Source organism: Arthrobacter sp. Bi26, from assembly GCF_918697925.1.
GTDB lineage: Bacteria > Actinomycetota > Actinomycetes > Actinomycetales > Micrococcaceae > Arthrobacter.
On the sequence record NZ_CAKKMF010000071.1, the window covers coordinates 1 to 25,835 of the forward strand.

Below are 25,835 nucleotides of genomic sequence, written 5' to 3' on the forward strand. Positions count from 1 at the left end.
AGGTAGAGCTGCTCCGCGGCGGCGGCCACCGGGGCGGCGAGGCCGGCCGCGCGGGTGGCCTTGCCGACGATCCCCATGTCCTTGACGAAGATGTCCAGGCGGCTGAGGACCTCGGCGCCGTTTTCCGTGTAGGCCTCCAGGATGCGCGGGCCGCGGTTGGAGAGCATGAAGGAGCCCGCCGCGCCGGCTTCGAGGGCGGCGAGGGTCTTGGCCTGGTCCAGGCCGAGGGCGTCGGCCAGGGCCATTGCCTCGGCGGCGGCGGCGATGTGGATGCCGCAGAGCAGCTGGTTGACGGTCTTGAGGGCCTGGCCGTCGCCGGGCTTGTCGCCGACCACGGTCAGGGTGGAGGCCAGCAGCTCGAGGGCCGGGCGGGCCTTTTCCTGGGCCTTGGGCGATGCGCCCACCACGATCAGCAGGTCGCCTTCGCCGGCACGCTTGGGGCCGCCGGAAAGCGGGGCATCAACCAGCTCGACGCCGTATTCGGCCAGGCGGTCCACCGTGGCGGGGATGGCGTCGGTGCCCACGGTGCTGCCCAGGATCACGACGGAGCCCGGTTTGAGCACGGAGGCCACGCCGTTCTCGCCGAAGAGGACATCGTTGAGCTGCTCGCCGTTGCGCACTGCCAGCAGCAGCGCATCGGCGCCTTCCGAGGCTTCCCGGGCGGAGGCGAACGTGCGGATGCCGGCCTCTTCAGCCAGCTTCAGGCGCGGCTCGGCGATGTCGAAGCCGTGGACGGTGAGCTGGCTTGCCAGGCGCGTGGCCATCGGCAGGCCCATGGCGCCAAGGCCCAGGACGGTGACGGTGTAGTTGCTGGTCATGGTGTTCTCCATCGAATGACGTGTTGTGGCGTGCGGTGTTGAGCAGAAGATGTTGGTCAGAAGGTGTTGCTGAGCTTGCGCGTGACATCGGCGAGGGACTGGTCATCGCCCACGTTGCCGGCGAAAACGATGTAAGGGATGCCCTTGGCCGGGCCGTCCACCGGCTCCCACAGGCTGACAATGCCCGGCAGCATGGGCCCGCGGACAATGGCGTGCCGGATCTCCAGGCCGTGTGCGGCCACGTCCGAGGACGTGATGCCGCCCTTGGCGATCACGAAGCGGGGCGGGAAGGTCTTGAGCGTGCGGTTCACCACGGCGACGACCGCGGCGGAGACGGTGCGGGCGATCCGCAGGCTTTCGGCGGCGTCGGCGGTCTTGATCAGGAGCCGGCTGGTGTGGACGATCACGTCGCCGCCGCGGAGGGCCGTGACAACCGTGTCGACGGTTTCGTCCAGGTACTCCCGCGCGCTCTCGCCGAGCAGTTTTTCGACGTCGATCTCCACGATCCGGGCCGCGCTGTGCTGCTCGGTGAGGGCGTTGAGCTGGCGGGTGGTGACGCCGACGTGCGAGCCGACGACGATCAGGCCGCCGGCAACCGAGGGGGTGTTGCCCGCATAGGCTTCTTCGCCGCTGAGTTCGGTGCGGATTTCCTGTCCGATCCGTGCCCGGACGAACGGCGGGCCCACACGGTAGAGGAGCTTCTTGCCGCGGCGTTCTGCTTCTTCCAGGCCCAGGGACAGGGCGCGCAGATCATTTTCGGTGACGATGTCTGCCACGATCGGGGTGGAGTCCGTGGCGGCGTCGATGGCGTCGGCGATGGCCTTGGCGGAGATGTTCGGATCGGTGGAGGCCCGGATGATGTCCAGATCCAGCACGATCACCGAATCCGCGGGGAACCGGCCCTTCGATTTCTCCTCAACGTACTTGGCCATCTCCGAATTCGCGAAGCCGAAGCTGGCGTCCCGGGCGAATTCGGTCTCGGCCACGGGGGTGAGCTGTCCGGCGTCCTCGCCGGTGCCGCGGGTGAAGTGCACGCCGCCGATCGTCACGCGGCCGGCGTCGGGGAACGCGGGAACGATCACGACGCCGTCCGTCGTCTCGCCGTTGACGGCGGTGACAGTGGCGGCGATGACGTCGGGTTCGAGCGGGTAGTGGCCGCGGAGCGTGGAATCGCTGCGGCTGACAAAGCTGAGCCGCAGCGCGGGGTCCGCGGATGCGGCGGCCGCGAGGGCATTCCGGACGATTTCCTCATTGCGGGCGGCCGCCTCGGCAGGGTCAAGGCTGCGCGTGTTGGTCAGCACGTAGACCGCGCGCTGGCGCTGGCCGTTGACTTCGTAGCCGAACGCCCAGGCGAAGTCCGCCACGTCCCAGCGGGTGAGGACCGGCAGGTTCGACACGGACTGGGTGCCGGTGGGGTCGTCGTCGAGCACTACCAGGACGCGGGGAGATGCCTCGGACGAGGCAGCCACGCTGTCTGCCACTAGCCGGGCGGGGATCTGTACTTCCGCGGGGAAGGCGGCCAGCACGTCTGCTTCGAGGGGCACTATGCACTCCATTGTGTGGGGATCAATCGGTGGAAACCTGCGGCTCTACGGGAGCCACAGAATTGAGTAAATGTAAGATGTCAGACATTTTATTTCTGGGTGTTAGTGTGGCATATGGCACAACGACGCGCAAGTAGACTTGGCCATCAGGAGCACGCCATCAGGCAAAGCCGGGTCGCTGGACGGGGAGAATTGGCTAGGAAATCGCTGGTCGGCGTTGTGGCCGACGAACTGCTGGACCGGATCATTGCCGGCGAGTTTCCGCCCGGCGCGAGCGTCCCCGGCGAACTTGAGCTCAGCTCCCGCCACGAAGTCAGCCGAATGACCGTGCGCGAAGCCATGAAGACCCTTGAAGCCCAGCGGATTCTCAGCGTGGAGCGGGGCCGCGGCACGTTCGTGAACCCGGTCAACCGCTGGGGCTCCCTGGACGCTGTGCTGCGGGCGGCCTCGGAGGGCGAGAACGACGCCTCAGCCGCCATTCAGCTCATTGAGCTGCGCCGGATGCTGGAGACGGGCGCCTGCGAACTGGCCGCCGGGCGGATGGCGGATACGGACATCGAGGCCCTGCGCGCGCAGGTCGAAAAGATGCGGCTCGCGCATGAGAACAACGATCTTCCGGCGTTCGTCGAGGCGGACCTCGCCTTCCACGACCTCATCCTGCAGGCCTCGGAAAACGTGTTCGTCGCCGTGTTGTTCGAACCCTTGCACCGCGTGCTGGAAAAGCGGCGGACGGAAACGTCCAAGGTGCCCCAGATCCAGGAGCATGCCATCGGGCACCACCAGAACATCGCGGATGCGCTGGCCTCACGCGACCCGCACCGCGCCCGTGACGCCATGGACGCCCATATGCAGCAGACCCTCGACGACCTGAAGACGTTCGTGCTGGCCGAGGGGACCGCCTGACGCGAAACCGCGCTTCGCCGGATGCCCGGCTCAGGCGAGCGAGAGGAAGAGCTTCTCGAGCTCGGCCCGGTCCAGAGTGGGGTCGTCCTGCTGCATGCAGCGCTGCAGACCCGTGGCGATGATGGAGAATCCCGCCTTGTCCAGGGCGCTCGAGACGGCGGCCAGCTGCGTCACGACGCTCTTGCAGTCACGGCCCTCCTCGATCATCCTGGTGACTGCCGCGAGCTGTCCCTGGGCGCGGCGAAGCCGGTTGATGACAGGCTTCATGTCGGTGGGATCGAGTTCCATTGGTTCCTCCGGTTCGATGCGTCGGGCTTCACATCATACCCCCCTGAGTATTTTGGCCGCCTGGCGGCCGAGGGGCGCGGTGCGGGCGCGGACGCCTCCAGGATGCCTCGCTAGGGGCATAAGTACCTAGCGCGGCATGGAATATCGGCGTAATGCTGGTGATGTGAACGCCGCCAGGTTCCTTGAACCGGACGCCGGCCATACCGGCGTCAATATCCCCGCCGCGGGGCCGTGGCATTCAGGGGATCAGAGCTCCGCACAAGGGCATTCCGGCATCCGGCGTTCGCGGCCCTGGAGCCGGTACGTCGCCTTGGGGGATTCGTTTACGGCTGGCGTCGGCGACCCGGAACCGCTGAGCCCCGGCGGCATGCGGGGGTGGGCCGACCGCATTGCCGAGGAACTCGGTGAGGGCCGCGGCGAGTTCGGGTACGCAAACCTTGCCATTAGCGGACTGGTCCTGCGCGAAATTCTCGACCAGCAGCTCGGACCGGCCCTGAGCCTTAAGCCGGACCTTGTCACCCTCTCAGCCGGCGGGAACGATCTCGTGTTCCATCGCGGCGATCCGGACCGGATGGCCGCCGCGCTCGACGACGCCGTGGCGGCACTCTCGGCCACCGGGGCCACGGTGGTCCTGTTCACCGGCCCGGACTGGGGCGAGACGGCCGTGTTCGGACACATCCGGGGGAAGGTCGCGGTATTCAATGAACATATCCGCGTCATCGCCGCCCGGCACGATGTCGTTATCGCTGATCTGTGGGCATTGCGGCAACTGAGCGATCCGCGGATGTGGGACCCGGACCGCCTGCACTTTTCGCCGCTGGGGCACCACACCATTGCGGCCATGGTCCTGGACACGCTCAGCGTGCCACACCGCCTGCGGCCGCTGGAGCCCAAGCCCATGCCGCCGGGCAACTGGCGGGAAGCCCGGGCCGGTGACCTGGCCTGGGTGGCGCACTACATGCTGCCCTGGGTGGTGAGCCGGATCAGGCCGCGGGCGGACGCCCTGCCGCGGCAGGCCAAACGCCCGCTGCCGGGTCCGCCTCCCGGGGTTCCCGACTCCGGGCACAAACCCCTAGTCCGGCCGGGTTCAGTCGGCTAGTCTGCAGGAACGGCCCCCAGCCGGGAATCGATGGCGATCACGAGGAGCGAAGTTGTCTAATCACACTTACAGCATTTCTGAAATTGTCGGAACCTCGAACGAGGGCGTCGATGCGGCCGTCCGGAACGGCATCGCCGAGGCCGCCAAGACCCTCCGAAACCTTGACTGGTTCGAAGTCAAGGAGATCCGCGGCCACCTTGAAAACGGGCAGGTCGCCGACTGGCAGGTCACCATCAAGCTCGGGTTCCGCCTGGAGCGCTGAGCCCAGCCTCCGGAGCGGCGGCGGCACGCGCCGGTCGGCCTTCGGAGAAACCCCGCAACACGTCAGGGCAGAGGAGGTCAGGACGGAGAGGAACGCTTCATGCGCTACACGCATCTTGGCCGCTCCGGCCTGACGGTCTCGCGCCTGTGCCTGGGGACCATGAACTTTGGCCCGCAGACCGAGGAGACCCAGGCCTTCGCCATCCTGGACACCGCCCAGGCCGCCGGCATCAATTTCGTCGATACCGCCAACGTGTACGGCGGCTCGAGCCACCGCGGGTGGACGGAGGAAATACTCGGCCGCTGGTTCGCCCAAGGTGGCGAGCGCCGTGAACGCACGGTGCTCGCCACCAAACTGTTCGGCACCATGACGGACCGGCCCAACGAGTCCAAGCTCTCGGCCCTGCACATCCGGCGGGCGCTCGATGCCAGCCTGAAACGGCTGCAGACGGACTACATCGATCTCTACCAGTTCCATCATGTGGACCGGAACACGCCCTGGGAGGAGATCTGGCAGGCTATCGAGGTCGCCGTCCAGCAGGGCAAGATCCTGTACTCCGGCAGCAGCAACTTCGCCGGATGGCACATCGCCCGCGCCCAGGAAACCGCCGCCCGCCGGAATTACTACGGGCTGGTCAGCGAACAGTCGATCTACAACCTGCTGACCCGGGGCGTGGAACTGGAAGTCATCCCTGCCGCCCAGCAGTACGGACTGGGGATCCTGCCATGGTCGCCGCTGCACGGTGGCCTGCTGGGCGGAGTGCTGAAGAATGAGGCCGACGGCGTCCGCCGCATCGCGGGCCGCGCCCTCGATGCGCTCAAGTCGCACCAGAAACAGATCCGGCGATACGAGGACTTCGCCGCCGAACTGGGTCAGGACCCGGCGGACGTGGCCCTGGCGTGGCTGCTCCACCAGCCGGCAGTCACCGCTCCGATCATCGGCCCGCGTACCCTCGATCAACTCGAAGGCTCCATCAGGGCGCACAAGCTGAAGCTCGACGCCGACGCACTCAAGCGCCTTGACGAGATTTTCCCTGGCCACCGCACGGCCCCCGAAGACTACGCATGGTAGGCGTCGGGCATCCCAGCGAACAACTGGACTACCGAACAACTGAACGACGCCCGAACAACGCCCGCACACGGCATGAACTTCCGTGAATCGTCCGGCCACAGTTGGCTGTTTTGGCACCCCGCCGCTCAAACCCACGACAGGCCGGGTGGCTCTTTGATACTAAGCATGATTAGTATTGAGGCAGAAGGATGAAGCGCACCCGGCGATCCGGGTGCCTCCTCTATGAAAGAAGAAGGAACGAAAAAATGGGTTTTCTCGCATTTCTGATTCTGGGCCTCATCGCCGGAGCAATCGCTAAGGCCATCCTCCCGGGCCGTCAGGGCGGTGGCATTATCATCACCCTGATCCTCGGCGTCGTCGGCGCCCTCCTGGGCGGATTCATCGGCAGCGCACTGTTCGGCGTGGGCATCAATGAGTTCTTCTCGCTGTCGACCTGGCTGCTGGCCATCGGCGGTGCGATCATCGTCCTGCTCGTTTACGGCATGATCAGCAAGCGCTCAGCCCGCTAACACGGAGACTGACCGGAAACCGGTCCCGGGATATTCCCGGGGCCGGTTTTTTGCACTACTTTGACAGGGAAGGTGGCCTGCGGACCGCTTGAGTCGGCCCCGCCACCCCTGTTCAGAAACGTCTACTTTTCACCTACGTCAGGGAGCAGGAGTACAGCATGAAAGGCAAACTTCTTTTCGGCATCGGAGTGGCAGCAGGATATGTCCTGGGATCAAGGTCCGGCCGCGCCGCCTATGACCAGCTCAAAGCCCGGAGTGCAGAACTGTGGCGCAGCAAGCCCGTCCAGGACAAGGTGGCCGCGGCCACCGAAACGCTCAAGGATAAAGCCCCCGAGGTCTCCGAGCAGCTCGGCGAGGCCGCCCGCCGCGCGGGTACTGTCATCAGCTCCGCCGTTCACCGCGATGCCGGACACGGGAGCACCTCCGCGCCCACGCAGGGCACAGCCACGCCCGGAACGCCCGTGACTGTGGCCCCTGATGTCCATTCCGACCCGGCGCTCACAGATCAGCACGGCCAGGACTGGTCGGACGAGGGCGGCGCCACCCCGGCGGGTCCGGCCACCAGTGTGGGCGGGGACAAGCTGCCCTAGGCGTTCCCGGCAGGGACCGCCTGAGCCTCCCTCGGGCAGCTACCGCCCGCCGGAAGGCACCAGCGCGCCGGCCACCACCGTAGCCCCCAGCTCCTCCGAGCGCAGAACGCGGGCCGCCAGCCCGTGCCTGCGAAATATTCCGGCCGTCTGTGCGGCCTGCCGGCGGCTGGTCTCTATCAGCACATGGCCGCCGGGCACCAGCCACTCCCGCGCGCCGGCGGCGACCCGCCGCTGTACCTCCAGCCCGTCGGCGCCGCCGTCGAGGCAGGCCCGCGGCTCATGCACGCGCGCCTCCTGTGGCATGGTTTCAATGTCCGCCGAGGGAACGTAGGGGGCATTGACGGCCAACAACCGGACGCGGCCCCGAAGTCCAGCGGGGAGCGGAGCATAGAGATCGCCTTCGTGGACCTCCCCGCCCAGTGGCAGGACGTTGGTGCGCGCACATGCCACGGCCGTGGGGTCGATATCCGCGCAGTGGAGTTCGGCGGGGCCGGCCAGCGCGGCAAGCGCCGCGCCGACAGCACCGGATCCGCAGCAGAGATCGACGACGACGGGCGCCGCGCGGCCAGGACCGGGCACTATGCGCCAGGTGTCCAGCAGCGCGGCGGCCTGCCGGACGAGGAATTCCGTCCGGCGCCGCGGCACGAAGACTCCGGTATCGACCGCGATGCGGAGTCCGCAGAACTCAGCCCAGCCGAGAATGTGTTCCAGGGGCAGGCCGGCAACCCTCCGGCTGGCCATCGCCTCGAGTGCCTCCGGCGTCGGGGCTGCGTCGATCAGCAGGCGGGCTTCGTCTTCGGCAAACACGCAGCCGGATGCACGGAGCCTGGCCGTGAGGGTCTCGTGCGGGGAAAGTTGGCGGATTGCTGGCATGGGAGCGCCTTTCGGTCTGGTGTCAGACGCCCTCACCGTGAGCTGGCCGCAGCCGGCGCTGGGAGGGCACCCTTTCTGGAGTTGCGTGAACGGGACCCACCTCCTTTTGCTGCAGTTGCTCGGACTCCCCCATGCTACCGAAGGCGCAGGTTCCCAGCTGATTGGGCCCGCGGTGATTGCTGCTGCGGTTCGTGACGTTTGTTTGGGACGGTTGTTTGCTGGGGTGCCGCACCTTGGCCGGGCGGCTGGCAGGATGTCAGCATGGACTCCATCCCTGCACACGGCCTCATCTGGACCGGCTCCTACACGGCAGACTCTGGCGGCAGCGGCGCGGGGATCGGCGCGGTTGCCACGGCGGCCGACGGCACCCTGCACTGGCTCGGTGTCGCAGCGGCGGCCGACTCTCCGTCCTTCCTGGCGGTACACCCCTCACTTGAAGTGGTCTACGCCGTGGCCGAGCAGGCCAGGACTGTCCGGGCCTACCGCCGGGACGGCGCGTTTGGCCTGGAGCCCGCGGGCCCCGCATGGCCGGCCGGTGAGGCGGCCTGCCATGTCGCCGTCGAGCCCTCCGGCAGGTTCCTCGTGGTGTGCTGCTGGGGCGACGGCCAGGTGTTGTTCTATGGGCTCGACGCCGACGGCGGGATCACGGCCCGGACCGCCGCGACGGAATCACGCGACCCCTACGGTGACGCTCCCGACGGCAGTGCCCCCGAACAACAAAAGCGGCCAAGCCGCGCCCACGCCGCGCTCATGCTGGCCGACGGCCGGGTGATGACCACCGATCTAGGCCACGACCTCCTGCGGATCTGGAAGGTCCGCCCCGGGCCGGGGCTGGCTTTGGGACCGGTCCTGGACCATGAGGTGGTCCTGCCGCGGGGCAGCGGCCCCAGGCACCTGGTCCAGCACCCGGGCGGCAACGTCTTTGTGGTGACCGAGTATTCAATTGACGTTGCCGTGGCCGGGCTGTCGCCGGAGTCCGGGGCCTTCCGGCTCGGTTTCGTCGGGTCCGCCACCGCCGGCGGGGCGCTGCCGGGAGATTCGGCGGCCGAGATCGCGCTGGCGGCCGACGGCAGGCACGCCTACGTGGGCGTCCGTGGCTCGAACCGGGTCAGTGTGCTGGAGGTGGGGGCCGGAGGCGCGGCGCTGCGTCCGGTGGCCGATGTCCCCAGCGGCGGCAACTGGCCCCGGCACCACCTGGTCCGCAATGGCCTGCTGCACGTCGCCCACGAACGCTCCGGCGACGTCGTGACGTTTCCCCTGGACGCGGAATCAGGGCTGCCGGAAAGTCCCGCGGACCGGCTCCCTGTGGCCTCCCCTACCGCGCTGGTGCCGGCCCGGCCCTCAACGCGAGATTGAGGGACTGACGCCCGCGTGATCCTGTTCGAGACCGTTCGGCTGGAAATCACCGTTCAGCTGGAAATCACCGTTCGGCTGGAAATCACCGTCCAGCTGGAAACCGCAGGGGCAGCGCCACACAGCCGGGAGGGCCAAGGAAGGGTCGGCTGGCCCGAACGAGTAGGAGGACATGGCGCCCGGCTCCGGCGAGCGCCACTGCATGGGTGCGCCGCAGTGCAGCGGGGCCCAGGGCGAGGGAACCGTTGCCGGGTTCCCGGCAAGGGTTGCGGATTCAGCCACGTCGCCTACTCTCGTCTGATGTCGAAAATCAAGTAGTAAGCATACATATGAATAGTTAAACGAGCTAGTTGCGCCGCTCGTCGCCAATGGCCGCGCCCATCCGGCGCAGAAACGTAATGACCACCCAGGCGTCCTCGGCGCTCATGGACTCGGCCACCTCCATTATCCGCCGGTGCATGTGGCCGAGCATGGCGCGGACTTCGGAATCCGTCTCCACCGTAGGCACGATCACGAGCGAGCGCCGGTCGGTCGGGTGCGGCTCGCGCCGGACATGCCCGCTGGCCACCAGCCGGTCGATCAGCGACGTCGTGGAAGCGGTGGTGATGCCCAGGACGCGGCTGAGGTCCTTCGGCCCCACCCGTTCGCCGGTCGCCTTGGCCCGCAGCAGGTAGCGCAGGGCCAGCAGGTCCGTCTCGCCCATCCCCATCGAATCGCGGGTGGACCGCCTGGTCGCCACCTCCGAGATCCGATAGTCGCGGAGAGCCTGCAGGATGGCCGCAGGGGGGTCCAGGCTGCCATCGGGGCCATACCAATATCCGGAGGCGCCGTGGGAGTCCATCCGCCAAGCCTAGCGGAACTGGTAAGTAGCCTGCCGTGCAATCCAGGCCGACGGCGGGCACAAAAAACCCCGGCCTCCTGTTGCCAGGAAACCGGGGATTTTTCCACTCTTCGCTAAAGAGTGGGCCCTGTGGGGATCGAACCCACGACCCACGGATTAAAAGTCCGATGCTCTACCAACTGAGCTAAAGGCCCCAGCCGATAGCTCCGAACCAGCGGATAAATCCGCTGCTGCGGCGCGTTTCAGCCCAGTCCATTTCTGGACGTTAACACTGTACCCCAGACCTGGGCCGGCTTTTTTCACATTGCCCGGACCGGCGTCGTCGTCGGTCCGGGCGTCACCGGCAGCAGCGCCGGCCCATCCTCGATTCCCTTGCGGCACTGGAGTAGCGTGGGGGCATGAGCGAGCAAGCAGGATCAAGCGCCCCCGCCCCGCGGCACCACAAGCCGAAACCCTTCGCGCCGATCGACTTTGAGCCCTTCGCCGGCGGGGCCGATCCCGCCCGAGTCTCGGAGGCGGCCCATCTGGCCGCGCAGGCGCTGGTGCGCCGCGGCCGCGACAGTGACGATCCCAAAGTCACCAAGCGGCTCGTGAAGCTTGCCGATGAGCAGGGCCTGGAAGCGATCGCCGAAATGTGGGCCGAAAGCCCCGCTCGGTCCCTCCCCGGCGCGCTCTGGCGCCTGTACGCCCTGCGGGCCGCCACCATCCAGGATCCCGAGCGGATCTCCGTCTACTTCAAGGCGGGCAAGGACACGGCCCAGGTTTCGCATGTGGTGGCCGGCGCCGCCGAACCGCCCGGCGCGGATGAGATGAAGTCCATGGCGGACGCCATTCTCTCCGGGGCGTTCGACGGCGAATTCGACGTCGCACTGGAACGTTCTGCCGCATTCTGCCGCGTGGTGGCCCTGGGCCAGGCGACGCTTGCCGACAACGCCGAGCACAGCAACGAGAACCACGCCAGCAAGCTCACCCGCAACTCGCATCTTCTGGTCAAGACGGCCGAAGACCTCGAGCACGCCGCCAATGCGTGGCGGCTCGGCGAACTGGACTGAAGGGCCAGCCGGCGGGCGGCGGGCACCCGGACGCCGGGCCCGCACTACCGGCGGCCACGCACGGCAGGGGCAGGCTGTCAATGTTGACTTGCAAGAACCTACGTAGAAAACTGAAAGCGGTGCCGAACCGCGAAACCCCCGGGCTTCAACATTTAGCCGCCTAGAGCGGCCTACCGCCGAGAGGCGTATCCGGTTCGGCACCATTTTCATGTCCGTTTGAGCTGCCCTTTTAGATGCGTTCCTGCCTGCGCCGTCATATGCCGCGTCCCGCCGGTCCGGGCCCAACACGGACGGTAAGGTAATGCGTATGCGCTGGTCTCCGTCAAGTCACACGGCCGGCCGACTCCACCCGCGAGCCCCTCTTCGGAAGACCGGTGACACCACGTGAAGCTGCGCCTGTTCCCGCAAGAGTCCGCCGGACTGAACCTGCTCTCCCAGATGGCGCGCCAGATCGTGCTGGCGGCTGGCACACTCTCGGAGATCCTCGGCGCCCCGGCCAGTGAGCATGCCCGGCTCGTGGAAGACATGCACAACCATGAGGCCAAATCGGCGGAACTGCACTTTGCCCTCCTGACCCACATGCGGACCAGCTTCGTAAACCCGCTGCCCCGCGAGGACATGTACACGCTGTCCCGCTTCCTCAACGAGGCCATGGAGAAGCTCGACGCCGCCGCCGAGCTCGTGTCCCTCTACAAGCTCGAACGGCTGCCCAAACGCGCCGCGGACCAGCTGGAAATCATCAGCCGCCAGGCCGAACTCACGGTCGAGGCCATGCGGCAGCTGAACAATCTGGACGACCTTGAGGACTACTGGATCGAGATCCTGCGCCTGGCCAAACGTGCCGAACGCACTCACCGGGTCTGGGTCGCGGACATGCTCCACGAGATGAAGGCGATGCAGTACGCGCGCAACCGCGATGTCGCGAACCAGCTCGTGGAAGTCACGAAGGACATGCGCCGGATCGCCACGCAGGTGGGCAGCATCATCGTCAAGGAATCCTGACGTGGTGATGTTCTTCCTTGCCCTGGTGCTGCTCAGCGCCGGGGTCTTCGCATTTCTCAACGGCTTCAGGGATGCGTCCTCGTCGGTGGCCCTGGCCGTGCGGACGCGGGCGCTGACTCCAACAGTGGCGGTGCTGCTGGCAAGCCTGTTCAACTTCATCGGCGCCAGTCTCAGCGCCGCCCTGACGCTGGCCGTGAGCCAGGCGTGGCTGTCACTGCCGCCGGGCACGAACGGCCTGACGATCCTCCTGGCCGGGCTGCTCAGCGCTATCTTTTGGGGCCTGTACTTGTGGTGGCGCGGCATCCCGGCGTCCTCCACGCACGCCCTGGTCGGCGGGCTCGCCGGGGCGGGGGTCGCGAGCGTCGCCGTCGGCGGTAACCCCGTGACGGGCGTTGACGCCTCGCTCCTGTCCCAGGTGGTGATCCCGCTGCTGGTCTCACCGGTGATCGCATATGTCGGGTCGTTCCTGCTGGTCTGGCCTGCCGGCTGGGCCGGCCGTTACACGCCGCCCAACGTCGTCAACACCCGCTCCCGGCGGGCCCAGGCCATCGCTGCCGGCGCCGTCGCCTTCGGCCACGGGCTGCAGGACGGCCAGCGCACCAGCGCGGTGGTGATCCTGGCGCTGCTCGCGGCCGGGCTCTCCGACGGCGGATCCGTGCCCGTCTGGGTGGCCCTGCTGACGGCCGTCATGATGGCTGCCGGGACCCTGGCAGGGGGCTGGCGGATTTCGTACACCATCGGCTACCGGCTGACCCGGATCGACCCCCTGCGCGGCTTTGTCGCGCAAATGTTCAGCACGGTAATGCTGCTCGTGGGCGCGATCGGGCTGCACTGGCCCGTCTCCACCTCGCACACGGTGACGGCGGCAACCCTCGGCGCCGGCGCCAACCAGAATTTCCCGGACACCAACCGCCGGCTGGTGATCCGCATCCTGGCGTTCTGGGTCCTGACCCCGATTGCCACCGCCGGCGCCGCGTTCGTCCTTCAGCTGGCGCTCTCGCCGGTGGCCGGCCTGTAAGGGCCTCGCCGGTTATCCGAAGCGGCCGGAGACGTAGTCCTCGGTGGCCTTCTCGGTCGGGTTGCTGAAGATCGTCGGGGTGTCGCCGAACTCGATCAGCTTGCCCGGCTTGCCGGTACCGGCAATGTTGAAGAAGGCCGTCTTGTCCGACACGCGGGCAGCCTGCTGCATGTTGTGGGTCACGATCACCACCGTGTACTGGTCCTTGAGCTCGTTGATGAGGTCCTCAATGGCCAGCGTCGAGATCGGGTCCAAGGCGGAGCAGGGCTCGTCCATGAGGATCACCTGGGGCTCCACGGCTATAGCGCGGGCAATGCACAGGCGCTGCTGCTGGCCACCGGAGAGTCCGGAGCCGGGCTTGCCCAGACGGTCCTTGACCTCGTTCCACAGGTTCGCCCCTTGCAGGGAGCGCTCCACCAGGACATCGGCCTCGCCCTTGGAGATCTTCGTGTTGTTCAGCTTCACGCCGGCCAGCACGTTGTCCCGGATGGACATGGTGGGGAACGGGTTGGGTCGCTGGAACACCATGCCGATCTGGGAACGGACCGTGACCGGGTCAACGCCGGGCCCGTACAGGTTGTCACCGTCCAGCAGCACCTCGCCCTCAACCCTCGCACCGGGGATGACCTCGTGCATGCGGTTCAGGGTGCGCAGGAAGGTGGACTTGCCGCAGCCCGAGGGGCCGATGAAGGCAGTGACGGATTTGGCCTCGATGTTGATGTTGACGTCTTCGACGGCCAGGAATTTGCTGTAGTAGACGTTCAGGTCCTTGACGTCGATGCGCTTAGACATGGTGTTCCTTCACTTGCTGGAGGTATGGGCGGCGGGCGCGGCGGTGGCCTAGCGGCCTGTCTTGGGGGCGAACATGCGGGCGATCAGGCGGGCGCCAAGATTGAGCAGCATCACCAGGATGATGAGCACCAGGGCCGCGCCCCAGGCCCGCTGGGAGGACGGATCCGGGTTGGACGGCGAGGTGGGGTTCAGGATCTGGGTGTAGATGAACGTCGGCAGGGAGGCCATCCAGCCGCTGAACACGTTGGTGTTGATGGTGGTAGCGAATCCGGCGGTGACCAGAATCGGTGCGGTTTCGCCGATCACGCGGGCGATCGCCAGGGTGATGCCGGACGCGATGCCGGAGATCGCCGTCGGGAGGACCACTTTGAGGATGGTCCGCCACTTGCGGACGCCGAGGGCGTAGGCGGCCTCGCGGAGTTCGTTCGGCACGATCTTGAGCATTTCCTCGCTGGAGCGGACCACCACCGGGATCATCAGCACCGAAAGTGCGACGGCGGCAACGGCGCCTGTCTTGGTGCCCGGGCCGACCACGGCGAAGAAGGCGGCCGCGGCGAACAGGCCGGCGACGATCGAGGGGATGCCGGTCATGACGTCCACGAAGAAGGTGATGGCCCGGGCCAGCGCGCGGTCCTCGCCGTATTCCACGAGGTAAATCGCGGTCAGCAGGCCCACGGGGACCGAGATGATGGTGGCGAGCACCGTAATCAGCAGTGTGCCCATGAGCGCGTGGTAGATGCCGCCCAGCAAGGGGGCGCCTTCCTCGACCGTCTTGTTGTCGAAGGCGCCGGTGACCCCGTTCATGGAGGTGGTGAGGAATCCGGGGTCCAGGAGCCCGGGGAGCCCGTTGACCAGCACGGTCCAGATCACCGAGAACAGGGGCAGCAGGGCAGCCAGGAAGGCGCCCACAACCAGGCAGGTGGCCAGCTTGTCCTTGGCTTTGCGGGCGCCTTCCACAACCAGGCTCCAGCCCACCAGGCCGGCGGCGAAGAGGATGGCGGAGACGATTGCCCAGCCGAAGGCATTGAAGCCGATCAGCGCCAGGATCGCCGCGCCGAGGACCAGGGCAACGGCCAGGACAATGTACGGCGCAGCCTTGGGCAGCTGGCCCTTGGTCAGTGCCGAGCGCTTGCGTACCGGAGTCAGGGTGGAGGTCATTTAGTTGGCTCCCGAGAATTCTTTGTGCCGGGTGATAATCCCGCGGGCAATCATGTTCACGCCGAGGGTAATGACGAACAGCACCAGGCCGGCGGCGATCAGCGTGCTGACCTTGAGCCCGCTGGCCTCGGGGAAGTTCAGGGCAATCTCGGCGGCGATGGTCTGGTTGCCGCTCTGGATCAGGCTGGCGGTCAGGGCTCCGGAGGACAGGACCAGCGCCACGGCCATGGTCTCGCCGAGGGCCCGGCCTAGTCCCAGCATCACGGCGCTGATGATTCCGGGCCGGCCGAACGGCAGCACGGTCATCCGGATCATCTCCCAGCGGGTGGCCCCGAGCGCAAGCGCGGCCTCTTCGTGCAACTTGGGGGTCTGCAGGAAAATTTCGCGGCTCAGGGACGTGATGATCGGCAGGACCATGACGGCGAGCACGATCCCGGCCGTGAGGATGGTCTTTCCGGTGGCAGAAGCGGGACCCTGGAAGATCGGCAGCCAGCCCATGTTGTTGGCCAGCCAGTTGTAGGCCGGGGAGATTTCATGGGCCAGGAACGCAACGCCCCAGGCACCGTAAACCACGGAAGGAATTGCTGCGAGCAGGTCAATCACGTAGCCCAGGCCGGAGGCGAGCTTGCGAGGTGCGAAGTGCGAGATGAACAGCGCGACGCCGATCGCGATCGGCGTCGCGATCACGAGGGCGATCACCGATGCGATGAGGGTGCCGATGACGAGCGGCCAGATGTAGGTGAAGAATCCTTCGCCGCCCTGGATCTTGTCCGGCGAAGCCACGAGGGCCGGGAACGCCTGGATAACCAGGAACAGTGCCACGCCGAAGAGCACGACGAGGATCAGACACCCTGCCGCCAAGGTGGCTGCGGAAAAGACTTTGTCACCGACGTGGCCTGCGCCCCGGGACTTGGTCAGGGAGGTGGTGGTCACTTCACGGCCCTTCGGTTTGGATCGGGATCCGGCTGCCGGCTGCGGAAAGCCCCGCGGCCGGCGCCCGGCAAATCTTGATGTATGGAACAAACGCGTCGGTTCCCTGCTCCATGGCGGCCGCCGGTGACGGCCGCCATGATGCAGGGAACCTTGATTAGGCTCGTGTTTCCACTATGCCTCGCGGTGCAGCGTAACCCTAGGCCTTGGCCTTGACGGTTTCGACGGCAGCGATTGCCTTGTCCTGGAGGGTCTTGGACAGCGGCGCCGACTTGGCGGCGTCGGCGGCGGACTGCTGGCCCGCGTCGGAAGCGGCGTACTTGACGAACGCCTTGACCAGGTCAGCGGTGGCCTGGGTGTCGTAGGTGGTGCAGACGATGTGGTACGACACCAGAACGATCGGGTAGGCGCCTGCGACCGTGGTGGTGCGGTCCAGCTTGATGGCGAGGTCGTTGGCGCTGCGGCCTTCAACCGGCTTGCCCTCGTCGACTGCCTTGGAAGCGGCATCGGCGGAGATCTTCGTGAAGGAGTCGCCGACCTTGATCTGCGCGGTACCGAGCTTGCCGCTCACAGCGGAGTCGTCGGCGTAGGTCACGGCGCCGGGGGTGTCGGTGACAGTCTTGACGACGCCGGAGGTGCCCTTGGCGTTCTCGCCCTTCAGGCTCGCGGGCCAGATGCCGGCGGCCTTGTCGGTCCAAACCTCAGGGGCGACGGCGGCGAGGTAGTCCGTGAAGTTGGTGGTGGTGCCGGAGTCATCGGAGCGGTTCACCGGGGTGACCTTGAGGTCCGGAAGCGTGACGCCCGGGTTCAGTGCCGCGATGGCGGGGTCGTTCCAGTTGGCGACCTCGCCGCGGAAAATCTTGGCAACGGTGGGAGCGTCAAGCTTCAGGTCCATGATGCCAGGCAGGTTGAAGGCCACGGCGATCGGGGAAATGTAGACCGGGATGTCGATGGCCCCGTCGGGACCGCACTTTTCCTTGGAGCTGGCGAGCTCTTCATCCTTGAGGTAGGCATCCGAGCCGGCGAACTGGGCCGAGCCGTCAAGGATCGCCTTGCGTCCGGCGCCGGAACCGTCCGGGGAGTACTGCACATTGGCGCCCGGGTTGGCTGAAGCAAAGTTGGTCTTCCAGACATCCATGGCTGCGCCCTGGGCGGAAGAACCGATACCGGTCAGGGTGCCGGTGACCGCGGGACCCGAGGCGGACGGCGCCGTGGTCTGGGCCGTGTTGGTTGCGTTGTCCGAACCGCAGGCGGTCAGCGCGAGTGCGCCGACGGCGATTACAGCGATAGCCGCGTTGCGGCCGAAGCGGAGTGCCTTCACTGAGTTGTACCCCTTCCAGGGCTGTGAGTGCCGGGCCAGGAGAAGGCCCGCAGGGATGCGTACGGTTTGTACCTTTACCGACCGTAGGTGGCCCAGGTAAAGAGAATTGCGGACCAAAGTGAACAGCCGGTTAACGACGCAGGGCTATTGGCTTACATATGCCGGGCAGGCATTGTGTTCTGTGCGTCACAGTCGTATCGGCTTCAGTGTGATGGCGGGTGCTGTCCCGGCTGATTGGCCCGGGCTCCGTCCTGCCGCGAACGGCCTGCCGCGAACGGCCGCCCCCGGGCAGCAAATAGACTGGAGGGCATGGCCTCCGCGACTGGACTCACCGCAAGCGCACGATTCCTGCGCGGCCGGGTCCGGACCGGCTTTGTCCGGAGCCGGAACTCCCTGGTCCCGGCCATCCAGATGACCGCTTGCGCCGTCGGCGCCTACGCGTTCGCCGAATACGTCCTGGGCCATTCCGCGCCGTTGTTTGCGGCGACGTCAGCCCTGATTGCCCTCGGGTTTTCCCGCGACCCCCGGCTGCGCCGCGTCATCGAGGTGGGCATGGGCTGCACAATCGGAATCGTGGTCGGGGACCTGCTGCTGCACTGGCTGGGCTCCGGAATCTGGCAGGCCGCCGTCGTGCTCCTTTTCTCCATCCTGCTGGCCAGGTTCCTGGACAGCGGGACGATCTTCACCACCCAGCTGGGCCTGCAGTCCGTGCTCGTGGTGCTCCTGCCCGCGCCCCTCGGGGGGCCTTTCACCCGCAGCATCGACGCCGTGGTGGGCGGGGTATTCGCGCTCCTGGTGACCATCCTCGTTCCCAAGGACCCCCGGCGCGAACCCCGCAGTGACGTCAAGAAGCTCCTGCACGAGCTCGCCGAGGTGCTGCGGGAATGCGCGTCGGCGCTGAGCTACAGCGACTCCACCCAGGCCTGGCATGCCCTCATCCGGGGCCGGAACTGCCAGCCCCTCGTCGACGCCATGCGCCAGTCGCTGCGCGCCTCCGGCGAAGTGGCAACCCTGGCCCCCGCCTACCGGCGGCACCGGGAAGAGCTGGACCATATGGAGCAGTCACTGGACTACATCGACCTCGCGCTGCGCAACAGCCGGGTCTTTGCGCGCCGCCTGACCAGCGCCATCAACCATGCGGCGCTCTCGGACGAGGCCACCCAGAACATTTCCGAGGTCCTGCAGGAGACGGCCGCCGCCGTTGACGAGCTCTCGCGCGGCCTGGCGGAAGTCCACGACGGCGCCCGCCGCGCCCACCTGCGCACGGCCCGGTCCGAGCTGCGGGAGATCGCCGTCCGCCTGCATCCGCGGATGCTGGACGTCCAGCTGCTTGAGGGCGAAACGGTGGTCATGCTGTTCCGCCCGCTCATGGTGGACCTACTGGAGGCCGCCGGGCTGGATTCCAAGGAAGCCCGGGACATTCTTCCCCCGCTGTAGCCCGCCCTGGCACTGCTGACCCCACCGCCGGCGCCCTTGGTTGTCGCTGGGCCCCGATAGTGTGGACCAATGGCTACGAAGACTTCCCGGGGGCCGAAGGCACCCGGCTACAAATGCGCCGAATGCGGCTGGACTACGGCCAAATGGGTGGGCCGCTGCGGCGAGTGTCAGGCGTGGGGCAGCGTGGAGGAGACCGGCACCGCCGTCGCCCGGACGACGGCGGCCACTACGGTCCTTGAACCGGCCCGCCGGATCGCCGACGTCGACGCCACAACTGCCGCTTTCCTGCCCACCGGGGTGGATGAACTCGACCGCGTGCTCGGCGGCGGGCTGGTGCCCGGCGCCGTCATCCTCCTCGCGGGCGAACCCGGGGTGGGCAAATCCACGCTGCTGCTGGATGTCGCGGCCAAGTTCGCCCGCACGGCGCAGGACGTCCTCTACATCACCGGTGAGGAATCCGCCGCCCAGGTCAAGCTCCGCGCGGACCGGATCGACGCCGTGGCCGAATCCTTGTATCTGTCCGCCGAAACGGACCTCGGGCAGGCCCTGGGGCAGGTGGAGAAGCTGGAACCGCGGCTGCTGGTGGTGGACTCCGTGCAGACCCTCAGCAGCGCCGACGTCGAGGGCAGCGCCGGTGGGGTGTCCCAGGTGCGCGAGGTCGCGGCCTCCCTGATCGCCGCGGCCAAGCGCCGCAACATGACCACGCTGCTGGTCGGGCACGTGACCAAGGACGGCTCCATCGCCGGGCCCCGGCTGCTGGAACACCTCGTGGACGTCGTCTGCCAGTTCGAGGGCGAACGGCACTCGCGGCTGCGGCTGCTGCGCGCCGTCAAGAACCGCTACGGACCTACCGACGACGTCGGTTGCTTCGATTTGAACGAGGACGGCATCGAGGGCCTCGCCGATCCCAGTGGACTGTTCGTTTCACGGACCAAGGAGCCCGTTTCGGGAACCTGCATCACGGTCACGCTGGAGGGCCGCCGCCCGCTGCTGGCCGAGGTGCAGGCGCTGCTCGCCGAGAGCGCCAGCTCCCAGCCGCGCCGCGCCACCAGCGGACTGGACAGCTCGCGCGTGGCCATGCTGCTGGCCGTCCTGCAGCAGCGCGCCGGCTGCCTGCTGCACAAGGACGACTCCTATGTCGCAACGGTCGGCGGGGTCAAGCTCAGCGAACCCGCCACGGACCTCGCCGTGGCCCTGGCGGTGGCTTCCGCCAAGGCCAGGAAGCCGCTCCCCCAGCGGCTGATAGCGTTCGGCGAGGTGGGCCTGGCCGGCGAAGTCCGTCCAGTGCCCGGCATTAATCAGCGCATCCAGGAGGCGCACCGGCTCGGCTTCACCCATGCCGTGGTGCCGGCCAGCCCGAACGGGCACGGCCCGGTTCCCGCGGGCTTTTCGGTCCGCGAGGTCGGCCACCTGGCCGAGGCGCTGGGGCTGCTGATCAGCTGACGCCGCGGAGGCCGCGGCGCGCGGGATGATGCGTGTCATCCAGGTCCGCTGAAACAGATAAGCTCTTGCCAAAGATACCCCCCGGGGGTATCTTTGGCGTAGCCGCAGATGACTGAACTTCCTTCAGGAGCACGCACCATGGAACACCGGCACAGCAGCCCAGGCGCGGACCAGGGCATCCAGAATCAAGGCACGCACCCGACGCCGCACGGTAACCATGCTGCGAAGCCGGGCGCCTCCCCCGCCGCCGTCCCTGCCACCGCAGGCTCCGCCGGGGACGACCACACCGTGCACAGCCACGGCCAACACGCCGGGCACAGCGTCGCCATGTTCAGGGACAGGTTCTGGCTGACGCTGGCCCTGGCCGTGCCGGTGCTCTTCTTCAGCCCCATGTTCGCGGAGCTCCTGGGCTACGCACCTCCCGCCTTTCCCGGCTCTGCCTGGATCCCGCCCGTGTTCGGTACGGTGATCTTCCTTTACGGCGGCCGGCCGTTCCTCAAGGGCGGGCTCAATGAACTGAAGACCCGTAAGCCGGGCATGATGCTGCTGATCGCCATGGCCATCAGCGTCGCCTTCATCGCCTCCTGGGTGACCAGCCTCGGCATCGGCGGTTTCGATCTCGACTTCTGGTGGGAGCTGGCGCTGCTGGTCCCCATCATGCTGCTGGGCCACTGGATCGAGATGCGCGCCCTCGGCTCGGCCCAAGGCGCACTGGACGCCCTGGCGGCGCTGCTGCCCGATGAGGCGGAACGTGTCACGGACGCCGGCTTGGAGACTGTCAGCGTCTCCCAGCTCCGCGCCGGGGACACCATCCTGGTCCGCCCCGGCGGCCGGATGCCGGCCGACGGCACGGTCAGCGACGGCCAGGCCGACTTCGACGAATCGATGATCACCGGCGAATCAAAGACCGTCCTGCGAACACCCGGTGATCCCGTGGTGGCCGGTACCATCGCCACGGACAGTTCCGTGCGGGTCCGGGTGTCAGCCATCGGCGAGGACACCGCCCTGGCCGGGATCCAGCGCCTCGTGGCCGAGGCACAGGCATCCTCCTCCCGGGCCCAGGCCCTCGCCGACCGGGCTGCGGCGTTCCTCTTCTACTTCGCCGCCGGCACCGGCGTCCTGACCTTCATCTTCTGGACCCTGATGGGCAGCGTCACCGACGCCGTCACCCGCACTGTGACCGTGCTCGTGATCGCATGCCCCCACGCGCTGGGGCTTGCCATCCCGCTCGTCATCGCCATCTCCACTGAGCGGGCGGCCCGGGCGGGCGTCCTGATCAAGAACCGGATGGCGCTGGAGCGCATGCGGACAGTCGACGTCGTGCTGTTCGACAAGACCGGAACCCTGACCAGGGGCGAGCCGGAGCTCAAGGAGGTCGCCGCCGCAGGCACGGGCACAGCAGCCGGCCAGGACGCAGTGCTTGGACTCGCGGCCGCCGTGGAGGCGGACAGCGAACATCCGCTGGCCCGCTCGATCGTTGCCGCCGCCCGGGACCGGGGACTAAAGATTCCGACGGCGGACGGGTTCACCTCGCTGACCGGCCGCGGAGTCCGCGCCACGGTCGATGGCCGCACGGTCCAGGTGGGCGGCCCGGCCCTGCTCCGGGAGCTGGGTTTGCAGGAACCGCGGTCTTTGGCCGCCACCACCGGCGCCTGGCTGGAGCGCGGCGCGGCGGTGCTCCACATCGTCGACGGCGGCACAGTCGTGGGCGCTGTCAGCCTCGAGGATGCCGTGCGGCCCGAGTCCCGCCAGGCCGTCCGGGCCCTCCAGGCACGCGGCATCAAGGTGGCCATGGTCACCGGCGACGCCCGCCAGGTGGCGCACGCCGTCGCCGCGGAACTTGCCATCGATGAAGTGTTCGCCGAGGTCCTCCCCGCCGACAAGGACAAGAAGGTGGCGGAACTGCAGGGCCGCGGACTGAAAGTGGCCATGGTGGGCGACGGCGTCAACGACTCCCCCGCACTGGCACGGGCGGAGGTGGGGATCGCGATTGGCGGCGGCACGGATGTGGCAGTGGAATCCGCGGGCGTGGTCCTGGCCGGCAACGATCCGCGGGCCGTGCTGTCGATGCTGGATCTGTCCAAGGCGAGCTACCGGAAGATGTGGCAAAACCTCGTGTGGGCCACCGGATACAACATCATCTCGGTGCCGCTGGCGGCCGGGGTCCTCGCCTTCGCGGGGATCGTCCTCTCCCCCGCCGCGGGCGCCGTGATGATGTCGGCGTCGACCATTGTGGTTGCCCTCAACGCCCAGTTGCTGCGCAGGCTCAAGCTCAACCCGGCCGCTGTCGGCTGACCGCAAGGACGCCCCCATGCCGGAAACCAGCCGCCGCGAGTCATCCTTCGGGAGATCCTATGCCCGCGTGGGTCCGCGGATGGATGCCCGCGGGGCAACGGAGCACCGCCGGCGGCTCGTGGCAGCGGCTCACGGCGTCGTCATCGAAATCGGGGCGGGCTACGGGGCCACCTTCGCGTTTTACCCTTCAGCGGTGACCGGTGTGCTGGCCCTCGAACCGGACCCCACGCTCCGGGGGCTGGCCCTCGCCGCCGCGAGCAAGGCACCGGTGCCTGTCAGGGTGAAAGACGGCGTGGCGGAAGCGCTGCCGGCGGCGGACGCCTCGGTGGACGTCGTCGTCTCCAGTTTGGTGCTGTGCAGCGTGGCGGACCAGTCCGCCGCGCTGGCGGAGGTGGTCAGGGTCCTGCGCCCCGGCGGCTTGCTGCTGTTCTATGAACACGTCCGCTCCGCACACCGCGTCCTGGGCGCCGCCGAAGACCTGGTCACCCCGCTATGGAGCCGGGTGGCAGGCGGCTGCCACCCGAACCGCGACACAGCCGCCGTGATCGCCGGGGCCGGCCTCACCGTGCAGGGCCTCGAGCGCTTTGGCTTTTCGGTCCTCCCCGGCAACCCGCGGCTTGCCCACGTTCTTGGGATGGCGAGCAAGTCCTGAGCCCCCGGCCCGCATACGCCGTTACAACGGAGGGGGCGCACGACAGAGGGGCGCCTGCCGCGATGGCAGACGCCCCTCTGGTCAATCATTTAAACCCGGCATTCAAACCCGGCGTTCAAACCGGGCCGCTGGGCCCTGGAAGTTGGGCCCGGCCGGCTAGGCCTTCTTCGGAGGCAGGGCCAGCTTGAAGACCTTGGCCCACGTGGAACCGACCTGCTTCAGCAGCGGACCCGTGGTGTACGGCAGTCCGTAGCGCTTGCAGATCTCCTGCACCTTCGGTGCCACTTCCGCGTAGCGGTTCGAGGGCAGGTCCGGGAACAGGTGGTGCTCGATCTGGTGCGAGAGGTTGCCGGTCATGAGGTGCATGAACTTGGAGCCGGAGATGTTGGCCGAGCCGATCATCTGGCGCACATACCAGTCGCCGCGGGTCTCGCCTTCCACCATTTCCTCGGTGAAGGTGTCAGTGCCTTCGGGGAAGTGGCCGCAGAAGATCACCGCGTGCGCCCACACGTTGCGGACGGCGTTGGCGGTCAGGGTGCCGTAGAGGGCCTGTTTGCCGGAACCGGTCAGCATGGCGACGGCGGGCGTGGCGGCGTAGTCCTTGGTGAACTGCGTCAGGGCCTTGCGGCCGAGGGCCTTCAGGTCCTTGGTCAGGGCTTCCTTGGATTTCCGGCCCTCTTTGTAGTCCACCAGTTCGAGGTCGTAGATCGCGATGCCCCACTCGAAGACGGGTGCCAGCAGTGCGTTGTAGAGCGGATTGCCCAGGTTGAAGGGCGTCCATTCCTGGTCCGGATCCATCCGCAGCAGGTTGTATCCGATGTCGTTGTCCTTGCCGACCACATTTGTCCAGCGGTGGTGGAGATCGTTGTGGGTGTGCTGCCAGGAGCGTGCGGGGGTGACGAAGTCCCATTCCCACGTGGTGGAGTGGATGTCCGGGTCCCGCATCCAGTCCCACTGGCCGTGCAGGATGTTGTGCCCGAGTTCCATGTTTTCCAGGATCTTGGCGAAGCTCAGCAGTGTGGTGCCGGCGATCCAGGCGGGCTTCTTCTTGCTGACCAGCAGCAGGGCACGGCCGGAGAGCTCCAGGCCGCGCTGGATCTTGATCATCCGCCGGATGTAGGCGGCGTCAGATGCGCCGCGCTTGGCGAGGATGTCGTCCTTGATGGCGTCGAGTTCGCGCCCCAGCTCCGCCACCTGCTCGTCGGAGAGGTGGGCGGCCGCGGGCGGGCGCAGCAACGGGCTGCCGGTCTCGGCCAGGGCGCCGGGCCGCGTCTTCGCGGCCGTTCGCACCTCTGCTGCTGGGGCGCCGGCGGCTGACCCGTCTGTACCGCCTGCGGCGGTGGCGTCGTTGTCGGAAATATCCGGTTTGTTGGAAACAATCGTCATGCGGTGATACTCCTCAGAGGTCGAGGTTAACGGGGCCGGCGGCTGCCGACACGCACGTCTGGATTAGTTGGCCGGGCTCGCCGTGCACTTCGTTCGTGCGAAGGTCACGGACCTGGCCGGCACGCAGCGGGATGAGGCAGCTGTGGCAAATGCCCATGCGGCAGCCGCTGGGCATCAGGATGCCGGCGTCCTCGCCGACATCGAGCAGCGGGGTGTCCCCGTCTGCCTCGACTTCGCGGTCGGAGGCCTCGAAGGTGACCAGTCCGCCGTCGTGCCCGGCACCGCCGGCGAGGCTGGTGCTGAAGCGTTCGATCGTCAGGGTGCCCGCCCGGGCCGCCGCGGCCTGCTGAGCGTCCTCGGCTTCGGCTTCCCACAGCGCCTCGGCGTCGTTGAGGAAGCCTTCCGGGCCGCATGCGTAGGCGGCGCGCTGGCGCCAGTCCGGGCACAGCCGGTCCAGGTCGGCGGCAGAGGTGAAGTCCAGCCGTCCGCGCTCCCCGGTGAACCAGTGCGTGACGCGCAGGTTGGGGAACTGGTCGGCGAGCTCGGCGAGTTCTTCACGGAAGATGGTGTCCGCGGCGGTGCGGGCGGTATGGATCAGGACGACGTCGGAGTCGGGGCGGTGCGGCACGAGGGTGCGGATCATCGACATCACCGGCGTGATTCCGCTGCCGGCTGTGAGCATGAGCAGCGGGCGCGGGTGTTCCGGCAGGACGAAGTCGCCCTGCGGAGGCGCCAGGAACAGGACGTCGCCCGGTTTGGTGCCGCGCACGAGGGCCCCGGAGACGGCGCCCATGTCGGTAACGGTGATTGCCGGATCCTGTCCGGCGGGGGCGCTGAGCGAATAGGACCGCCAGTGGCGGACGCCGTCGAGCTCGACGCCAATACGGGCCCACTGGCCGGCAAGATGCGCTTGCCAGCCGCGGCCGGGACGGAAGAAAATGGTGGCGGAATCGGCCGTTTCTGGAACCACCTTGGTAACCACGCCGCGCAATTGGCGGGCGGAAAACACAGGATTGAACAGCGACAGAATGTCTTCTGGAGCTAGGGGGGTGGTCAGTAGAGATGCGGCGCGCGCCAGCTTACGGAGCCGGATCATTCACCAAGCTTATGTCAGATTGGGCCATACTTCTTCACCCAAGGCATACGATCGACTCGAGAAAACTATCCCGCCGCAACAACTCATCGGATTGTCCATGAA

At 67.5% G+C, this 25,835-nt stretch carries 26 protein-coding genes and 1 tRNA gene; 14 read left to right on the plus strand and 13 right to left on the minus strand.

Annotated elements, in window-relative coordinates:
* A partial coding sequence (locus tag LQV16_RS17120) for an NAD(P)-dependent oxidoreductase (protein WP_229995101.1) occupies positions 1 to 818 on the minus strand: 818 nt, incomplete at its 3' end.
* A gap of 56 nt (positions 819 to 874) precedes the next feature.
* Entirely contained in the window at positions 875 to 2,362 is a 1,488-nt protein-coding gene (locus LQV16_RS17125; RefSeq protein WP_229995102.1) for a four-carbon acid sugar kinase family protein, read from the minus strand.
* Between the two features lie 192 nt (positions 2,363 to 2,554).
* Between LQV16_RS17125 and LQV16_RS17130 the strand changes: the two genes are divergently transcribed.
* Complete coding sequence (locus LQV16_RS17130) at positions 2,555 to 3,265, plus strand: FadR/GntR family transcriptional regulator (protein ID WP_229995103.1); 711 nt, start codon at positions 2,555 to 2,557, stop codon at positions 3,263 to 3,265.
* A 30-nt stretch (positions 3,266 to 3,295) separates the two neighbouring features.
* Here LQV16_RS17130 and LQV16_RS17135 read toward each other — a convergent pair whose 3' ends face one another.
* The gene (locus LQV16_RS17135) at positions 3,296 to 3,553 is read right to left on the minus strand and encodes a metal-sensitive transcriptional regulator (protein WP_229995104.1); all 258 of its coding nucleotides are present in this window, start codon (positions 3,551 to 3,553) and stop codon (positions 3,296 to 3,298) included.
* A gap of 163 nt (positions 3,554 to 3,716) precedes the next feature.
* Between LQV16_RS17135 and LQV16_RS17140 the strand changes: the two genes are divergently transcribed.
* From LQV16_RS17140 to LQV16_RS17160, 5 genes are all read left to right on the plus strand, one after another.
* Positions 3,717 to 4,652 (plus strand): SGNH/GDSL hydrolase family protein, encoded by a 936-nt coding sequence (locus tag LQV16_RS17140; RefSeq protein ID WP_229995105.1) that lies wholly within the window; start codon positions 3,717 to 3,719, stop codon positions 4,650 to 4,652.
* A 52-nt stretch (positions 4,653 to 4,704) separates the two neighbouring features.
* On the plus strand, positions 4,705 to 4,914 hold the full coding sequence (locus LQV16_RS17145; protein WP_011690139.1) for a dodecin: 210 nt from the start codon (positions 4,705 to 4,707) through the stop codon (positions 4,912 to 4,914).
* Positions 4,915 to 5,013: 99 nt separating this feature from the next.
* On the plus strand, positions 5,014 to 5,985 hold the full coding sequence (locus tag LQV16_RS17150; protein WP_229995106.1) for an aldo/keto reductase: 972 nt from the start codon (positions 5,014 to 5,016) through the stop codon (positions 5,983 to 5,985).
* Between the two features lie 245 nt (positions 5,986 to 6,230).
* Positions 6,231 to 6,494: a GlsB/YeaQ/YmgE family stress response membrane protein gene (locus LQV16_RS17155; protein ID WP_018774889.1), complete on the plus strand. Its 264-nt coding sequence runs from the start codon at positions 6,231 to 6,233 to the stop codon at positions 6,492 to 6,494.
* Between the two features lie 158 nt (positions 6,495 to 6,652).
* The gene (locus LQV16_RS17160; RefSeq protein WP_229995107.1) at positions 6,653 to 7,084 is read left to right on the plus strand and encodes a YtxH domain-containing protein; all 432 of its coding nucleotides are present in this window, start codon (positions 6,653 to 6,655) and stop codon (positions 7,082 to 7,084) included.
* 39 nt (positions 7,085 to 7,123) lie between these two features.
* Here the strand turns inward: LQV16_RS17160 and LQV16_RS17165 are convergent, their stop codons facing one another.
* Positions 7,124 to 7,957, minus strand: coding sequence for a putative protein N(5)-glutamine methyltransferase (locus LQV16_RS17165; RefSeq protein ID WP_229995108.1), 834 nt, complete (start codon positions 7,955 to 7,957; stop codon positions 7,124 to 7,126).
* 261 nt (positions 7,958 to 8,218) lie between these two features.
* Here LQV16_RS17165 and LQV16_RS17170 point away from each other — a divergent pair, with 261 nt between their 5' ends.
* Positions 8,219 to 9,313: a beta-propeller fold lactonase family protein gene (locus LQV16_RS17170; protein ID WP_229995109.1), complete on the plus strand. Its 1,095-nt coding sequence runs from the start codon at positions 8,219 to 8,221 to the stop codon at positions 9,311 to 9,313.
* On the opposite strand, the gene LQV16_RS17175 is transcribed toward LQV16_RS17170, so the two are convergent.
* The 3 genes from LQV16_RS17175 to LQV16_RS17185 all read right to left on the minus strand — a co-directional run bounded on the left by LQV16_RS17175 (position 9,299) and on the right by LQV16_RS17185 (position 10,345).
* The gene (locus tag LQV16_RS17175; RefSeq protein ID WP_229995110.1) at positions 9,299 to 9,592 is read right to left on the minus strand and encodes a hypothetical protein; all 294 of its coding nucleotides are present in this window, start codon (positions 9,590 to 9,592) and stop codon (positions 9,299 to 9,301) included. The genes LQV16_RS17170 and LQV16_RS17175 overlap by 15 nt on opposite strands.
* Positions 9,593 to 9,656: 64 nt before the next feature.
* Positions 9,657 to 10,151 (minus strand): MarR family transcriptional regulator, encoded by a 495-nt coding sequence (locus tag LQV16_RS17180; RefSeq protein WP_229995111.1) that lies wholly within the window; start codon positions 10,149 to 10,151, stop codon positions 9,657 to 9,659.
* A 121-nt stretch (positions 10,152 to 10,272) separates the two neighbouring features.
* Positions 10,273 to 10,345, minus strand: a tRNA-Lys gene (locus LQV16_RS17185).
* A gap of 204 nt (positions 10,346 to 10,549) precedes the next feature.
* On the opposite strand from LQV16_RS17185, the gene LQV16_RS17190 reads away from it, so the two are divergent.
* The 3 genes from LQV16_RS17190 (at position 10,550) to LQV16_RS17200 (ending at position 13,223) form a co-directional block, all read left to right on the plus strand.
* Positions 10,550 to 11,203 carry a hypothetical protein gene (locus LQV16_RS17190; protein WP_229995112.1) on the plus strand — a complete coding sequence of 218 codons (654 nt, stop codon included), beginning with the start codon at positions 10,550 to 10,552 and terminating at the stop codon, positions 11,201 to 11,203.
* Between the two features lie 384 nt (positions 11,204 to 11,587).
* Positions 11,588 to 12,205: a nuclease PIN gene (locus tag LQV16_RS17195; RefSeq protein ID WP_229995113.1), complete on the plus strand. Its 618-nt coding sequence runs from the start codon at positions 11,588 to 11,590 to the stop codon at positions 12,203 to 12,205.
* Positions 12,206 to 12,212: 7 nt separating this feature from the next.
* Positions 12,213 to 13,223 (plus strand): inorganic phosphate transporter, encoded by a 1,011-nt coding sequence (locus LQV16_RS17200; RefSeq protein WP_229995124.1) that lies wholly within the window; start codon positions 12,213 to 12,215, stop codon positions 13,221 to 13,223.
* A 12-nt stretch (positions 13,224 to 13,235) separates the two neighbouring features.
* Here the strand turns inward: LQV16_RS17200 and pstB are convergent, their stop codons facing one another.
* From pstB to pstS, 4 genes are all read right to left on the minus strand, one after another.
* Positions 13,236 to 14,015: a phosphate ABC transporter ATP-binding protein PstB gene (gene pstB / locus LQV16_RS17205; RefSeq protein ID WP_229995114.1), complete on the minus strand. Its 780-nt coding sequence runs from the start codon at positions 14,013 to 14,015 to the stop codon at positions 13,236 to 13,238.
* A gap of 48 nt (positions 14,016 to 14,063) precedes the next feature.
* Entirely contained in the window at positions 14,064 to 15,173 is a 1,110-nt protein-coding gene (pstA, locus tag LQV16_RS17210) for a phosphate ABC transporter permease PstA (protein WP_229995115.1), read from the minus strand.
* Complete coding sequence (gene pstC / locus LQV16_RS17215) at positions 15,174 to 16,106, minus strand: phosphate ABC transporter permease subunit PstC (protein ID WP_229995116.1); 933 nt, start codon at positions 16,104 to 16,106, stop codon at positions 15,174 to 15,176.
* Between the two features lie 196 nt (positions 16,107 to 16,302).
* Complete coding sequence (pstS, locus tag LQV16_RS17220) at positions 16,303 to 17,424, minus strand: phosphate ABC transporter substrate-binding protein PstS (protein WP_229995117.1); 1,122 nt, start codon at positions 17,422 to 17,424, stop codon at positions 16,303 to 16,305.
* A 309-nt stretch (positions 17,425 to 17,733) separates the two neighbouring features.
* On the opposite strand from pstS, the gene LQV16_RS17225 reads away from it, so the two are divergent.
* The 4 genes from LQV16_RS17225 to LQV16_RS17240 all read left to right on the plus strand — a co-directional run bounded on the left by LQV16_RS17225 (position 17,734) and on the right by LQV16_RS17240 (position 23,251).
* The gene (locus tag LQV16_RS17225) at positions 17,734 to 18,861 is read left to right on the plus strand and encodes an FUSC family protein (RefSeq protein WP_229995118.1); all 1,128 of its coding nucleotides are present in this window, start codon (positions 17,734 to 17,736) and stop codon (positions 18,859 to 18,861) included.
* Between the two features lie 69 nt (positions 18,862 to 18,930).
* A complete protein-coding gene (radA, locus tag LQV16_RS17230; protein ID WP_229995119.1) occupies positions 18,931 to 20,304 on the plus strand; it encodes a DNA repair protein RadA in 1,374 nt (457 codons plus the stop codon).
* 138 nt (positions 20,305 to 20,442) lie between these two features.
* A complete protein-coding gene (locus tag LQV16_RS17235) occupies positions 20,443 to 22,599 on the plus strand; it encodes a copper-translocating P-type ATPase (RefSeq protein ID WP_229995120.1) in 2,157 nt (718 codons plus the stop codon).
* A gap of 16 nt (positions 22,600 to 22,615) precedes the next feature.
* Positions 22,616 to 23,251: a methyltransferase domain-containing protein gene (locus tag LQV16_RS17240; protein WP_229995121.1), complete on the plus strand. Its 636-nt coding sequence runs from the start codon at positions 22,616 to 22,618 to the stop codon at positions 23,249 to 23,251.
* 156 nt (positions 23,252 to 23,407) lie between these two features.
* On the opposite strand, the gene LQV16_RS17245 is transcribed toward LQV16_RS17240, so the two are convergent.
* Together LQV16_RS17245 and LQV16_RS17250 are read right to left on the minus strand one after the other, a co-directional pair.
* A complete protein-coding gene (locus LQV16_RS17245) occupies positions 23,408 to 24,637 on the minus strand; it encodes an acyl-CoA desaturase (protein WP_229995122.1) in 1,230 nt (409 codons plus the stop codon).
* A gap of 13 nt (positions 24,638 to 24,650) precedes the next feature.
* Positions 24,651 to 25,733: a ferredoxin reductase gene (locus LQV16_RS17250; protein ID WP_229995123.1), complete on the minus strand. Its 1,083-nt coding sequence runs from the start codon at positions 25,731 to 25,733 to the stop codon at positions 24,651 to 24,653.
* Positions 25,734 to 25,835 lie beyond the last annotated feature (102 nt).